General features: G+C 53.7%; 13 protein-coding genes. 11 read left to right on the forward strand and 2 right to left on the reverse strand.

Annotated features, from left to right (window positions below):
• The first annotated feature begins 360 nt into the window (after window positions 1-360).
• Window positions 361-1,398 (forward strand): ImmA/IrrE family metallo-endopeptidase, encoded by a 1,038-nt coding sequence (locus tag ACXHGZ_RS21165; protein ID WP_480461388.1) that lies wholly within the window; start codon window positions 361-363, stop codon window positions 1,396-1,398.
• Between the two features lie 5 nt (window positions 1,399-1,403).
• Window positions 1,404-2,057 (forward strand): hypothetical protein, encoded by a 654-nt coding sequence (locus ACXHGZ_RS21170; RefSeq protein ID WP_480461389.1) that lies wholly within the window; start codon window positions 1,404-1,406, stop codon window positions 2,055-2,057.
• On the opposite strand, the gene ACXHGZ_RS21175 is transcribed toward ACXHGZ_RS21170, so the two are convergent.
• Window positions 2,054-2,464, reverse strand: a complete 411-nt coding sequence (locus ACXHGZ_RS21175; RefSeq protein ID WP_480461390.1) for a hypothetical protein — start codon at window positions 2,462-2,464, stop codon at window positions 2,054-2,056. The genes ACXHGZ_RS21170 and ACXHGZ_RS21175 overlap by 4 nt on opposite strands.
• A 395-nt stretch (window positions 2,465-2,859) precedes the next feature.
• Complete coding sequence (locus ACXHGZ_RS21180) at window positions 2,860-3,138, reverse strand: hypothetical protein (protein WP_480461392.1); 279 nt, start codon at window positions 3,136-3,138, stop codon at window positions 2,860-2,862.
• A 1,197-nt stretch (window positions 3,139-4,335) separates the two neighbouring features.
• Between ACXHGZ_RS21180 and ACXHGZ_RS21185 the strand changes: the two genes are divergently transcribed.
• The 9 genes from ACXHGZ_RS21185 (at window position 4,336) to ACXHGZ_RS21225 (ending at window position 12,828) form a co-directional block, all read left to right on the forward strand.
• Complete coding sequence (locus ACXHGZ_RS21185; protein WP_480461394.1) at window positions 4,336-5,424, forward strand: ATPase; 1,089 nt, start codon at window positions 4,336-4,338, stop codon at window positions 5,422-5,424.
• 20 nt (window positions 5,425-5,444) lie between these two features.
• Entirely contained in the window at window positions 5,445-6,008 is a 564-nt protein-coding gene (locus tag ACXHGZ_RS21190) for a MarR family transcriptional regulator (protein WP_480461396.1), read from the forward strand.
• A 189-nt stretch (window positions 6,009-6,197) separates the two neighbouring features.
• Window positions 6,198-6,449 (forward strand): DUF1508 domain-containing protein, encoded by a 252-nt coding sequence (locus ACXHGZ_RS21195; protein ID WP_480464111.1) that lies wholly within the window; start codon window positions 6,198-6,200, stop codon window positions 6,447-6,449.
• A gap of 241 nt (window positions 6,450-6,690) precedes the next feature.
• A complete protein-coding gene (locus tag ACXHGZ_RS21200) occupies window positions 6,691-7,782 on the forward strand; it encodes a multiubiquitin domain-containing protein (protein ID WP_480461398.1) in 1,092 nt (363 codons plus the stop codon).
• Window positions 7,779-9,155, forward strand: coding sequence for a ThiF family adenylyltransferase (locus tag ACXHGZ_RS21205; RefSeq protein ID WP_480461400.1), 1,377 nt, complete (start codon window positions 7,779-7,781; stop codon window positions 9,153-9,155). The genes ACXHGZ_RS21200 and ACXHGZ_RS21205 overlap by 4 nt, the downstream gene beginning before the upstream one ends.
• Window positions 9,155-9,499: a ubiquitination-like system serine protease family protein gene (locus ACXHGZ_RS21210; RefSeq protein WP_480461401.1), complete on the forward strand. Its 345-nt coding sequence runs from the start codon at window positions 9,155-9,157 to the stop codon at window positions 9,497-9,499. Before ACXHGZ_RS21205 ends, ACXHGZ_RS21210 begins: the two co-directional genes overlap by 1 nt.
• A gap of 54 nt (window positions 9,500-9,553) precedes the next feature.
• On the forward strand, window positions 9,554-10,105 hold the full coding sequence (locus tag ACXHGZ_RS21215; protein WP_480461402.1) for a DUF6037 family protein: 552 nt from the start codon (window positions 9,554-9,556) through the stop codon (window positions 10,103-10,105).
• Between the two features lie 250 nt (window positions 10,106-10,355).
• Window positions 10,356-11,072 (forward strand): GIY-YIG nuclease family protein, encoded by a 717-nt coding sequence (locus tag ACXHGZ_RS21220; RefSeq protein WP_480461404.1) that lies wholly within the window; start codon window positions 10,356-10,358, stop codon window positions 11,070-11,072.
• Window positions 11,073-11,133: 61 nt separating this feature from the next.
• Window positions 11,134-12,828, forward strand: a complete 1,695-nt coding sequence (locus ACXHGZ_RS21225; RefSeq protein ID WP_480461405.1) for a hypothetical protein — start codon at window positions 11,134-11,136, stop codon at window positions 12,826-12,828.
• Window positions 12,829-12,906: the final 78 nt, after the last annotated feature.

Below are 12,906 nucleotides of genomic sequence, written 5' to 3' on the forward strand. Positions count from 1 at the left end.
CGCATAAAAGACATTCGCCAGCTCCAGGTTGAGCTCCGTCAGCACTTCGACCGATGCGGGCTAACCTCGACTTCAGCTATTTCAAGGGCTACAGGCATCAACCAGTCGCAGGTGTTCCGTAATCTCAATGGACATCCGCGACGGGTCAGCAGCACGATCAAACGCCTATGCTCTTATGCAGAAATTTCGATTTTTGCCGAGCAGGTCGACCCACGTAGCTCATCTATCCTGATGGATGCTCTTGGGTCCATCTGGGACGGCTCAGAACAGCACGCCAAGCTCCTGGCTCAATTGCTGTTTGCCCACCAAAAGGCGTCTCTGTGAAAATGGCACTAAGTACCGAGTTAAACAGGAGGAGCTATGGATGAGGCTTCCACCCCGGTGACAGTGAAGTCAGCTTTCAACTCTTTGAAAGCTGCGGGCTACCCGCGCGCCTACATTGAGAAGCTATTACCCGACTGGTGGGATAACAGCCTATTCAAGACCAGTGCAGGAGCCCTGCAGTTCGCGTTGATCCTTAAACAAAGGCTCGGGCTCGAGGCTCGCTTTGGAGTGGACGGCGAACTTCACATAGAGGCCAATGCGCGCGGGGCCAGGTTCAAGCGACGAACTGATACCGCCGAGGCGGAGCTCAATGTGGCTGCCGGTCTGGGCCTGGCCATTTCCAAGCTGGCACTATTCGGTGCCAAAGCCCGTTACATGGCCCCCTCGGCAGATCCCAAGGAGCTGCGTGACGAGATCCTCGCACTGTCTGGAAAACAATACGTCGACTTTGAGGGAGTGCTGAGGCTCTGCTGGGCGCATGGCATTCCCGTGCTCTACCTAAAAGACCTGCCCAAATCCAGTAAGCGTATGATCGGCATGACTGTCAGCGTCGATGGCCGTCCAGTCATTGTTTTGGGTTTCAGCAGCCCGCAGCACTCACGGCAGCTCTTTGTCTTAGCTCATGAACTTGGCCACATCCTCAGGGGACACTTGGGAGCCGATGGCGTGTTGATCGACGAGGATATGGCTGAGGTTACAGACTCGCTGATCGAGGTCTCCAGCCAACGTAAAGATTCAGAGGAAAAGGAGGCAGATGCCTTCGCACTGGCCCTGATCCGCAATGGGCATTCGAAGCCTCTTGACTCGGTGGGTCGCCTCTCTTCCGGTACCGCACTCGCGGCCAAAGCAGTTGTACTCGGACGAGCGCTTGGGATTGATCCTGGGCATCTGATCCTTTCGTATGCCAAAAAGCATAACGACTGGGCTCGCGCCAATCAGGCTTTGGGCTACAGCCCTTCACAGCCAAGCGCGATAGATGTGATCCAGCAGTACTTTCTCGATGGCATCTCTCTGGACGAGTTAAGCACCGAGAACAAAGAATACCTTCTGACAATCCAGGGATTTGGTGAGTAAGCGCCTTGTACCTCCTCGATAGTGACGCAGCTCGAAAACTGTGCCAGTACGAGCTCATCAATGAGCTCGCCCAAGCCTTGGGTTGCAGTCTGGCCGATATGGCCATTCTGCCTCAATTGCCATTCCAGCTCCGGTTAAACAACCCCTCGGCTGCGTTGAAGAAGCTGGGATCAGATGCGGCGGTCACCCAGGCTAAAGAGCTGGTACGGCATGCCAAAATAGTTGAAGTGCTTGTCGATCAATCCAACTTTTTCCTGGACGTAGAGCGCCCCGATATCGATTCGGGCGAGGCGGTCCTGTTTGCTGCACTGTACCAAAGCCCCGATGACCGAATGCTTAGCGGGGATAAGAAGGCATTTGTCGCCTTGTCCAGGATTGACGCAAAAAAAGCCACAGACAGTCTGTGGGCGCGCCTGATCTGCCTCGAAGAAGCATTGGTACTGATTCTGAAACATAGCAAGTTTGAGCAGGTTTCAGCAAAAGTCCGGGCTCGCAGCGACGTCGATATGACACTGAGCATGGCGTTCGGACGCTCACAGGCTGCGGACGAATCGAGCGTACTGGATGCGCTGGCCAGCTATCTGGGTCAGTTACATCGAGACACTCGTCAGCTATGGGTGTCCTTGGAATTAAAAGGTATCGTGCCGCTTACTGCCTAGCCCTTTGAATTACCCACGACATCGGTGCGGCGCTTGATCTCGGCGTTGAGTCGCTCCAGCATCTCCCAATCGCTTTTCATCGTCTTGAGCACACGTATGACGATGTGGATATCTGGGACAGGTTGATAACCATGCTCTGTGTCCAACACGTACCGCGGAAAATAGTCTATTCCAGCGCTGCTTATGGCAAAAATCTGATCGGTACGACGCCAGAGAGAAAGGTTTGCTTCACTGATTTGATCGCCAGGCGACGCGAGCGCCGACAGTTCATCTGCAGAGAGCCAATCGCCGCTCTGTAGTATTTTCCGTCGAGCACACTGTAGCCTCTGTTGCTGAGTGTCCGTTGCGATAGACCTCATCTCCGTCGCCGCAGGAGCGAAACTCTCGAAACTGGCCATTGGATGCATAGCACGGCCATGCCTTCGGACCATCATGCCAGTGCGATCAACGCAATTGTCGACTATCGACAAAAGGAAGCTCCAGGTAACAGAGGCAGCTCAGCCAGGCAGCCGCCGCAAACAAGACACGCTGGATTTAGGTTCCTGTCGCGTTAGGAATATGAACTCGCTCAATGGAGAGTGGCTACGAAGCCTTCGATTGGTCGCAATTGATTTCAGGAAGGCCGCCTGCAGCTTCTGCGTCGTAGTCGGAGCGAAGGGCATCGATGACCGGTGTATAAGCGGCTCGCGTGCTTCGATAACTCCCTAGAGGGTCCGCCTCACTGATACAGCAGAGCCAGTCTAACGAGATGGTGGCGTGCTTGCACGAGTCGCTGGAAGGGGCTGGCAGGAACCCGGGAATGCTACGTTGAATACCGATATTCCCCTGGCGAGAAGCGTCCGCTTGGGCCAAACAGCAGTCTGGCCGTGCTTTTTTCCAGAAAACTCATCGCCTCCGCTGACGCATATACCGCAAAAAAGGAGCGATGCACCGCAGGTAGGCTGGCACGATTTTGAAGGCAGGCTTTCACCATCTCTGCCAGAACATATCCTCGAATATCATACCGCTCATCCACGCTACGAAGGATGGTCCGATAGCATGAGCGATAGTGGTCGGCCTGTGGATAGACGTCGTCGTTCATCTTTAACTCCCTGCTCGACGTAAACCGAGAAATCCAGCATCTGCCCCATAGATTTCGCAGATCGAATCGCCACTGAAGCTGGCAGCACAAACGAAATGGCGAATGCCGGTCAGTTGCTGCGGCACTTTTCCCCGGCTAACAAGCCGAGGTCGTCAGAGGTCGCTGCCGGGTCGTTCTGATCGAACAAGCCTTGGATTCGACGCTCCTGTTTGAAATATGCAAGGGTAGCGAAGAAACAGCCCCCGCAGAGATGGAGCGGGACTGTTCTCCGTTATGCTGGCTACCCAATCCCCAACGCGCTTGGAGAGCGGCGAACTGTAGCTCACCGGTATCGAGGCGTGTTGACAACCTGAACACGTCGCATTGCATATCAATGCTCCTCGACTCGCCTTGAGACGCCCACCACTACTCCCGACGGAAGCTGGACCAGGGAGGCGCGTAGGCGTTGGGTATTAGAAGATGAGCTTAGTAGATACATCGTCGTCTCCAGCCCGCCGTAGTCTTGTAAAGACAGAGCAGGACGAGCCTCCCTCGCTTACGGACAAAGACGGCGGCTCATGACTCCGGCAAACGTCATCCCCAATTCGCTTCAGTGTCTGCTTTGGCCCGACTAACGGTAAGCATGCGCATTTAATACCCGCCACGTAGTAGGGCCTTAGATCGCACCTGGTCCGCTACTGGATCGCTAAAAGTCAATTTCCATTATACAGGCCTCGGCCAGAGCAAATCTGGAAGCAGACCGACTGCTACACCTGATTGCCAGTCGAATGGACTACAACAAGTGCAGCCCCTAAAAGCGCTTTCAGGTGTTCAAACCCTTCACGCTTCCGTAATGTGCTTGCGATCCTGAGGCTTACTAGAGTACTGTGTATTCATACAGTATTTAAGGTTGAACCTGCTCGCCGCTCCCACTGTCACTGCTAGCTCAAGCTTCGAGCTACACGCTCTTTAAAAATTGCCCTTTCGCAGAACCCGCTGTGCTGCAGACTCCATTTGCTGCCAGCTAACCCAGAACGTCAGTTTCATCCAGCTCCAGCGGTCTAGGGCGACAATCTATAAAAGCGACTGGTGGCATTTCGACCTCACCAGTCTGTCTGTATAATCCCGCACCCATCTGGCCAGCGCCAAGTGCAGGAAGGCCCAAATGGTATTGGACCCTTCGAGACAATCGATTATCAATGAGCTAAGCGAACATCCATGCGGAAACGGATTGTCCAAATATTGAGTGGTAGCCCAGCGCTGAAGGCTCGGGAGATCGCCAAGCGTTTAAATGTCGAACGCCGAGACGTTACAAAATTTCTTTACGACAACCTCGAGGAATTCGTACAGAACGAAAACTCTGCATGGTTGTTGAAGAAAGATGCATGCCTTCAAATAGAGTTCACAGCAAGTAGCACTTGGATCACACAAGAGCATTTTGAACGTTCTCTAGCCAAACACGGCTCGCCGCTAGATTGTGGACACGGGCACATTGTGCTGAAAATCCCTAAGGAGCGTAAGGTACTTTTTTGCGCTGCTGCTAGAATCCTTGCGCTAGCAAATCAGCTAGCTAAAGTAAAACCTATAGTTGAGCTCGATTTCAGCGAAAATCCTGAAGCACTTTCCTATCTAAAGCGAGCCTATTTCTTCGAGCGACTCGATAGAAGTGTAAAAGTGCTCCCGCGTCGCCCCGCCAGCTTAAATTCCGATGGATTGAAAGCAAACAACAAGAACCTTGTCGAGCTTCTTCCTATCGATGCAGCAAGCGACGACAACGTTCCTGAACGGTTCAAACTTAGCTTTGCCGAAGCTTTTGGCGACCTTCACGCCAACAAGTTGCATACGGTTTTTGGTGAGCTGATTGGAAACGCAGAAGAGCACTCTGAGACCATTATTCCCGGATTTGCCGGGCTCCAGAGCTACAAATTGAAAGGCTCAACGTCTATTGTCGCGGTGGTTTCTGACTCTGGAAAAGGCATTTGTCAGACTCTCAGACCTGCACTAGCGGTTCACTATCCTGAGGTTGCGGACCAATTTCCAGAATCGCTGGAGGCGTCCGATGCACAACTTATCATCCATGCAATGCGTAAGGGCGGATTGAGCAAGCGCGGAAGAGGCGGCGCCGGTTTAAATATAAGCTCAGGACAGGCCGAAAGCCTAAATGCTAAAGTCAGTATTAGACAAGAAGATTTTTCAGTAACGCTTACTTATAAAAACCATGACCTATACAAACATAGTTGGCGTGTAGGCTTACCGAAACTTCTAGGCACACACATAGTATTTGAATTCAACTTGACAGATAAATAAATTCTGGTTAAACTCATGCCATGAACGAGAAAACTTACATAATCGCCCTTCGCGACTTCACGGACGGAAGCAGCAACCCCTATGGTACGCTTAGGGGTAGAAAGGCTCATGCTCAATTGTTGGAACACATTGCCAAACTAGTAGGCATTAAAACAATTGGCATCTCCCTCAAGAATATTGATGGGGCCGATGTTTCTTTTCTTCGTGAGTCACTTATATTCACCTTTAAACAATATGCAAAGAAAATCTCTTTCTTTATCTGCGACTTAGCCGATGAGGATATTATCGCAAACCTAGAAGGTGCTGCGCTATCTGGAGATTTTCGTGTTACATGCTGGGTGAACGACCAATGTAGATTCGTGGGTCCCGAACCTTCGCCGTCGAGTCTCCCCCTCCTCAACGTAGTCCTGTCTAATCGTTCCGTTACCACTACACAGGTTGCTCAGGCTCTTGAAATGAGCGTTCAGAACGCCAGTACGCGCCTCAAACGCCTGTCAGAAGAAGGCTTCATCACACGTGTAGAGATGTCCGCTGGCAGCGGCGGTAAGGAATTCGTTTACAAGGTGATCGGCAATTCTGCTTAAAGGGGTTGCTTTATCGAGAAATGGAGGTATGATCTGCACATGCCTCCATTTTTTTTGGGCTTCCGGTAAACAGAATCACTGAACGAGATTTGAGTAACAAGGGGCTCAACGATGAAAGCGAGGTTCGAGGTTCACAGGCTGCAGGGAGGGGGCTGGTTCTACCAGTTCGTGGCAGCAGACAACCAGGTGATGCTGCGAAGCGAACCCCACAAGGCCTTCGCTGGCTGTATCAGAGGGATTGAATCGTGCCGAGAGCACTCGCCTTATGACAGGTTCTACAACCGGTTTGACGATGCGTCGGGCTTCACGTTCTGCCTTAGAGCTTCGAACAACAAGACTATCAGCCAAGGGCCAGGATGCACTTCGGCTGAGGAAAGGGAAAAAGTCATCAGCGCCGTGAAGCGGTATGCTTCCGCAGCTCGGATTCACGACTTGAGATAGGAGGTAAGAAGAACCAGCGAGTGCCTAGAAAGAAGAACGATACAACGTAGGTGAGAAACCTAGCGCAACGCCACATTGCGCTAGGTCTGAGTCGGGATGCCTCAAAGCGAAGCATGAGTATCTCCGCGTGTTCCGCACCAGTCAAGAACTGATTGGGACTCTCCTCCTCTACGGCTAAATCTGGCTTCCCTCCACGAAGCTAACTAGCCGCCTGTGTGCGGAAAATAAAGAGGTTTTACCCATGCAAAATGAACAATCGTGTCACCCGATCCCTTTCACCGTTGAGGTGGCAGGCCATGATCTGAAGTTCCGCCAAGTCCGTCTCGATGACCGTAAGGTTAACGGTGCGCAGATCGCCGCTGCAGCTCACTTCAAGCCTGACCAGTTGCCGATCGTGCTGCAGTTGCTCGACTCGGGTGCTCAGGAAGATATCCGCCCAGAGGAACTGGTCACGCTGCAGGACGGCGTAAACCGCTTCATCGTCATCGAGTCTGACCGCAAATACATCCTGACTGTCGACGGCGCTCGCCTGGAGTGGCCATGCGCAAAAATCTCCGGGCATACCGTCCGCAAGCTCGCCGAGGTTGACCCAGCTAAACGTCTGCTCTTGGAGCGGGAGGATGAGGTCGACCTAGAGGTCGAAGACAACCAGCTCATTGACCTGGATGAGGCTGGCATCGAACGCTTCATCACCCGCAAGGCGATCTGGAAGCTGAATATCCAGGGCGAGAACTACGACTTCTCGAAGCCGGTCATTTCGGTACGTGAGGCCATCTCGGCCGCGAGCCTGGACCCGAACCATAACTGGCAGATTTTCTTGATCGTTCGTGATCAACCCAAGCGTGCCCTGACTATCGACGACCAGATCGATCTGCGCCCGGCAGGCATCGAGAAGCTGCGTCTGACGCAGAAGGACGTGAGCAACGGCGAGGCAGCTCAGCCGGTTCGCCGCGAGTTCAAACTGCTTGATCGCGACGAGCAGCACCTGAACGCTGTGGGGTACCACTGGGAAACCCGGCTGGCCAGCGACGGTGGCCGTTGGTTGCTGATCCACGATTACCAGCTGCCACGCGGCTTCTCCGAAGAAGCCGTTCAACTAGCACTGAGCATCCCCTCGACCTACCCCAGCACCGCCATGGACATGTTCTACCTGTACCCAGCGGTCCGTAAGGCTGACGGCGCCCTGATCCCCCAAACAGAAGCGACGGTGAACGTTGATGGGGTCCCCTTCCAGCGTTGGTCTCGCCACCGCGCGTGGAACCCAACGACCGACAACGTCATGACCCAGCTGGCGATGGCCGATGGCTGCCTCCACAAGGAGGTTGACCAGTGAACAACGGATCTCGCCTCGTACTGACGGCCGAGATCTATACTGCTCTCCGGGAACACCTGTTCCCGGGGGACGGTAAAGAGGCCGCCGCTATCCTCATCTGTACCCGCACCCCTGGTTCCGCATTCAAGCTCCTGTCGAAGGAACTGATTCTGGTGCCCTACGAGGAGTGCGCGGTCAGGCAACCCCACTCGATCACCTGGCCAGGCGATTACCTCGAGCAGGCGATTGATCAAGCGCTCCATCAAAAGCGTTCGATCATCCTTGTTCATTCTCACCCTGGAGGACTGTTCCAGTTCTCCCAGGTCGATGATGACAGTGACTCGGGCACTATGGTGTCTTTGTACCAAGGGGTCGAAGCGATCCACGGTTCAGCGATCATGACCCCTAACGGGGCCATGCGGGCGCGGGTCTACCACAACGGCGGCTCTCCCGAAGACATCGACATGGTGACGGTCCCAGGCGATGACATTCGTTACTGGTTCCCTGACGGCTCTGATCAGCCACCACCATTAGCTTTCACCTCCGATATGACTGCCAGTCTCGGTCACCTCACCGCAGCGGTCATTGGTGTGTCGGGAACGGGCTCGATTGTGGCAGAGCAACTCACCCGACTTGGCGTCGGCCGGTTGATTCTGATCGACCACGACCAGGTCGAATATAAGAACCTCAACCGCATCCTCAACTCCACGCTTGCAGACGCAGAGAACTGCCGGCCCAAGGTCGACGTTTTCGCCGATGCCATCGAACGAATCCGCGGCTCCAACATCGTCAAGGCCATCAACGATACTGTGATGAGCAGGGAAGCAGTGTTGGCTGTGGCCGACGCCGACGTACTCTTCTGCTGCGTTGATTCGCATCAGGGAAGGCTGATCTGCGACCTTATGGCATCGAGCTTCCTTCTCCCTCTGTTCGATGTGGGCGTAACCATCCCGACACGCTTGTCCAACACGGGCGTACGGAGAATCCATGATGTGCTGGGGCGAATCGACTACGTTCAGCCAGGCGGCTCAACGCTCTTCGCCAGAGAGGTCTACACCGCCCAGTCGCTGAGTGCCGAGGAACTGAAGAACACGGACCCCATGGCCCACAGTGAGCAGGTAAAGCAGGGGTACATCTCAGGGATTCCAGAAGAGGCGCCGTCCGTTATCACGTTGAACATGCGCGCGGCCAGCGCATGCGTGAACGAGTTTGTCGCTCGCGTCTTCCCCTTCCGTGAAGATCCCAACCATAAATATGCACGCACTCGGTTTTCGCTCTCCGGGGGCTACGAGGAGTACGAAGCCGAACGCGACCTCCCACGGTGCGCGTCTCCTACTCTTGCACAAGGCGACTCCGAGCCTCTGCTGGGCCTTCCGGCCCTGGGAGTTGTTTGATGAGCATGCTCAAGGCATTCCTACGCAAAGTCGTTCTGAAATTTGACCACCTGCTTCCCCCTCGGCGGCTCATCGTCGTCAAGGGGGACTCTCTGCCGCCCGAAATGCCGATTCGCACGATTGTTTTGGCTCAGGATGGCAGCGAAGACTGGTGTGTCGGGATGCAGTGTCCCTGTGGGTGCGGCCGAACGATCGAGCTTCTGGTTATTGATGAAGCGAGGCCGCGATGGGACTACACGGTCGACGCTGATGGTCACCCTTCGCTTCACCCCTCTGTGTGGCTGAATAACGGCTGCCGCTCACATTTCTGGCTCAAAAAAGGCCGTATTCACTGGTGCAGTTAAGCAATTACACCCGAACAACTGCACCCAGCACTACGAGAGGAAAATTTAATGCACATGAATGGATTGGAACGACTGGCGCAGAGCATGCAAGCGCTGGATGTCGATATGCAACAATTTCTCTTCACAAATGGAGCGGCCAGCTTCGACTGCTTGTTCTCCATGCGAGGGGGCTACGAGCTCTCGCTGACCTCGCGGGGAGTGAGTCCCAGGTTCTTCCTGTTCCCGATCTCCAATGATTTTCATCTGTCGAGCTATTTGAGCAAAGGCACCCTCAACGAGCTACTGGATCTCCTAAGAACTCACGGGCTATCTACCCAAGGCTTCAGTACCTCACGTTTCTTCCAAGCGTTGGACCTGTCGGTACCAGATGAGGCCGAACCAGGCAGGATGCCTTCGACAGTACAGATACTGAATCTTCGCCATGACCTCGAGGAGCGGGACCGACCATTTTTCGACGCGTGGATCTACTGGACGGATAGAAGCCCTCGAAGCGAGAACCTAGAAAAGACATTGAAACTCTTAGGGCCGCAAGCATATGCGTTCAGCATCAAACACCGGGCGTCATCCAGATGGAGCGCAGAGGATCTTGATAGATCCTGGAAATAAGCTAGGACCGTCAATAAGCCAATGTGGCTGTTTGGGATACAAGCGAACTCCTAGCATCACTTGCGCCAATGACGCTATCCGTCCGCTCCCAATCCCGTGTGAGCCTGAGACAACAAGGCCAATAGCCATCAAACAGTAGTCGAGAAATGGGGCCGGTGCGTTCTGGGGGGCTGCTTTGCCCCACGCACGAGTTGCCTTCCTCATGTTGTTGACCGTAGGCTCTGATTGCAAAGAGCCACCAGGAGCCCAAATGGACCGGGAAGCGATCGAACATGCCAGGCGGCTAAAGAGCACTATGCAGGCCGCGATTGATGCTGGGCTGATTCGAACTCGACACCAGTTACTCGCAATAGCCGCAAGCAACGACCTAAGCGTCACGCGTAACGGTCGTGACTACGCCGGCTTCCTGTGCAAGAGCGGAAAGCGGTTCAGAGTCCGCTTCGATTTCAAAGACCGTCCATCGCTAAGCCCTGAGAAAATCCTGCTTCGGACGGAGACGGCCGGCTACTGGATTTATGCGCTGACCGCACAGAGCGATGACGGTTCTCGTAAAGCCTGTTACATCGGCCAGGCAGCCAATCTGCGCAAGCGCCTGCGAGAGCATTTCAATCACGCGCGAGTAGGACACAGTTCGTACGCGCTATTCGAATGGGCAAAACACGAGCAAGTGGACGTTCGGGCTGCCGTACTGACCTGGGTTGCAGGCACCCAAAGTAATGCAACCCACTTTGAAGGTTACTGGCTCGAGTGTGCGCTGAAGGCTGGATTTGAGGCGCCTGACGTCCACAACTGGGGAAGGCTCCCTAAGCCTGAAAGCCTACCTGGCCAGCCAATGAGTTGGCCGGTGGCAGAGGTACAAGCCATGTCGATACCGCTAGCCGACATCATCATGAAAAAGCTCACCCTGCAGCCACTGTATGCCAAGGAGGCACCTCCTCTTCAGGCCGAAATGGACTTCGACACATGAGAAAGTCATTCCAGTGCTATAGCTGTGTACTCAGCCTCCTTGTCCCCTGCTCGAGGCGCTGATGCTAGACCCTTACAAAATTCGCAAGCCAGGAATCGGATCGAGCAATTTTCACTTTAAAGAGCTTGCGCAAGTTCGAGGCCAAATAGTGGTCTGCTGGCATGGCGGTCTGCAGAAAAATCATAGCCCGAACACCGTCCCGCTTTCCGAAGTCACGTTCAGGACACTTCATCCGGACAATAATTTTGGCTCATACGTCCATGTAAATGTGGCGATTTCACACTTGGGAAGCCTGAGGGCAGGAACAGTCTGGGCGCAAGGTAACTTGACCGGCGAAATCGGCATGGATCGGCTGCGACAGACAACAGTCAACTTCGAACCAGGGCACTGGAAGTTGGTGACGGCTAGGTCGGCCGGACTTTTCGAAAGCTACATGCAGCAGTTTCCTAAACATTGCGGATCCAGCTGGCTCATCCAACTAGAGACAAAAACAGGTCAAAGAATACTAGTGCCGTGCCTAGAGTTCTTAACCCGATGCTATGGGAGAAGCTCAGAAACCGCGCGACTGCTTGCGACCTATGGTCTCGAAAAGATCAGGGATCTGTATTTCTATGAGTTTGATCCAAACTCAGAACAGCTTCTGCTAAAGCTAGAACGTGGAGTGTCGATCCGCGAGGCTCCGTTTCTTGCACATGCCATGTACGACGATTATACCCGAGGCCTATGCCAACGTCTTCATAATAAACTACAAGCAGAATTCAAACCTGGCGCCCAAGCATTCATCCAGGTCGCCCCTTGGTTCAAGGGCTGGGGACAGATAGAGGGGCACGGTTATCGAATCGACCGCAACACCTTTCTATTGCTGAGGATCGACGGACTGAGCAACCCTGATGGTCCGCCGATTACGGTTGAATATAAACGCTACACAAAGGATGCAGGAGAACAAGGTACGAGCGCTGGACGCCCCTATTCCCGCAAGCTTACGCCGGGCTCCTCTACCGTAACAATATCCCTCACCAGCACCGAAGCGCCCAACAGCCAGACTTCACGGGTCGTTTATGACCCGCCTTTCCGAACCATCGGACCAAAGCGAAAAATTCACCATAGAAAGAAATGGATTCCTGGCCGAACAGGTCGACCGGTGCCTGGAAGTGATAAGGATCGACTTGCCCCTGGAGACGCCCGGGGTAATGGCAAAGGCGGAGGAAAAAGCGAACATATCTCGCCAGAAGCTACACCAGAAGGAATAATTGCACAGATGTGGCAGACCTGCCTATCTCTGGCTCAGAGCCTTCCCGAGTATATCAGTGAGGTAGGCTGGTATACGAAAGAGTCTGGCTTCCAAGTCGAGGGAGTGCCAAGATTTGAGCATTTGAGCTTCGCTCCCAATAATAAGGGAATTTCCACCCGCATGCCAAAGCGCGTACTGATCATTCGAATGATGGTGAACGGGAGACATATTTATATTCTGGAGCTCTACCGAAAACCCAGGAGTTCCACAGATGACAACGGTATAATCAAGCACGCCGAAGATAGCTACAGAGGCCTCATGGTAGAGCTTCCATCCAATAAAAATGTAGCTGATACAGAGTTGGCGGTAATCTTTAATAATATTATTGCAAATGATTGTCGGATCAAATCAACTCAGACGTCCAACTACCCACACCGCACCTTTGTCCACCGCCCCAAGGAAGAAGGCCCTCAGCCTTTCGGCACGGTAGTTCTTAGCCATCTGCGCAAGCTAATCGGATACTAATGGGCGTGCGAAACTCCGCACGCAAATCCCTCATTGTGGGCCGCCCATCCGAACCGATTAAGGCCCTGGCCATTCAAG

Source organism: Pseudomonas shiyinii, assembly GCF_056725765.1.

What these genes read in the sequence shown, in the direction of transcription:
- ACXHGZ_RS21220 (WP_480461404.1), top strand. Translation starts at nt 10,356, where the DNA reads ATGGACCGGGAAGCGATCGAACATGCCAGGCGGCTAAAGAGCACTATG.
- ACXHGZ_RS21165 (WP_480461388.1), top strand. Translation starts at nt 361, where the DNA reads ATGGATGAGGCTTCCACCCCGGTGACAGTGAAGTCAGCTTTCAACTCT.
- ACXHGZ_RS21225 (WP_480461405.1), top strand. Translation starts at nt 11,134, where the DNA reads ATGCTAGACCCTTACAAAATTCGCAAGCCAGGAATCGGATCGAGCAAT.
- ACXHGZ_RS21185 (WP_480461394.1), top strand. Translation starts at nt 4,336, where the DNA reads ATGCGGAAACGGATTGTCCAAATATTGAGTGGTAGCCCAGCGCTGAAG.
- ACXHGZ_RS21195 (WP_480464111.1), top strand. Translation starts at nt 6,198, where the DNA reads ATGCTGCGAAGCGAACCCCACAAGGCCTTCGCTGGCTGTATCAGAGGG.
- ACXHGZ_RS21175 (WP_480461390.1), bottom strand. Translation starts at nt 2,464, where the DNA reads ATGCATCCAATGGCCAGTTTCGAGAGTTTCGCTCCTGCGGCGACGGAG.
- ACXHGZ_RS21215 (WP_480461402.1), top strand. Translation starts at nt 9,554, where the DNA reads ATGAATGGATTGGAACGACTGGCGCAGAGCATGCAAGCGCTGGATGTC.
- ACXHGZ_RS21180 (WP_480461392.1), bottom strand. Translation starts at nt 3,138, where the DNA reads ATGAACGACGACGTCTATCCACAGGCCGACCACTATCGCTCATGCTAT.
- ACXHGZ_RS21190 (WP_480461396.1), top strand. Translation starts at nt 5,445, where the DNA reads ATGAACGAGAAAACTTACATAATCGCCCTTCGCGACTTCACGGACGGA.
- ACXHGZ_RS21200 (WP_480461398.1), top strand. Translation starts at nt 6,691, where the DNA reads ATGCAAAATGAACAATCGTGTCACCCGATCCCTTTCACCGTTGAGGTG.
- ACXHGZ_RS21210 (WP_480461401.1), top strand. Translation starts at nt 9,155, where the DNA reads ATGAGCATGCTCAAGGCATTCCTACGCAAAGTCGTTCTGAAATTTGAC.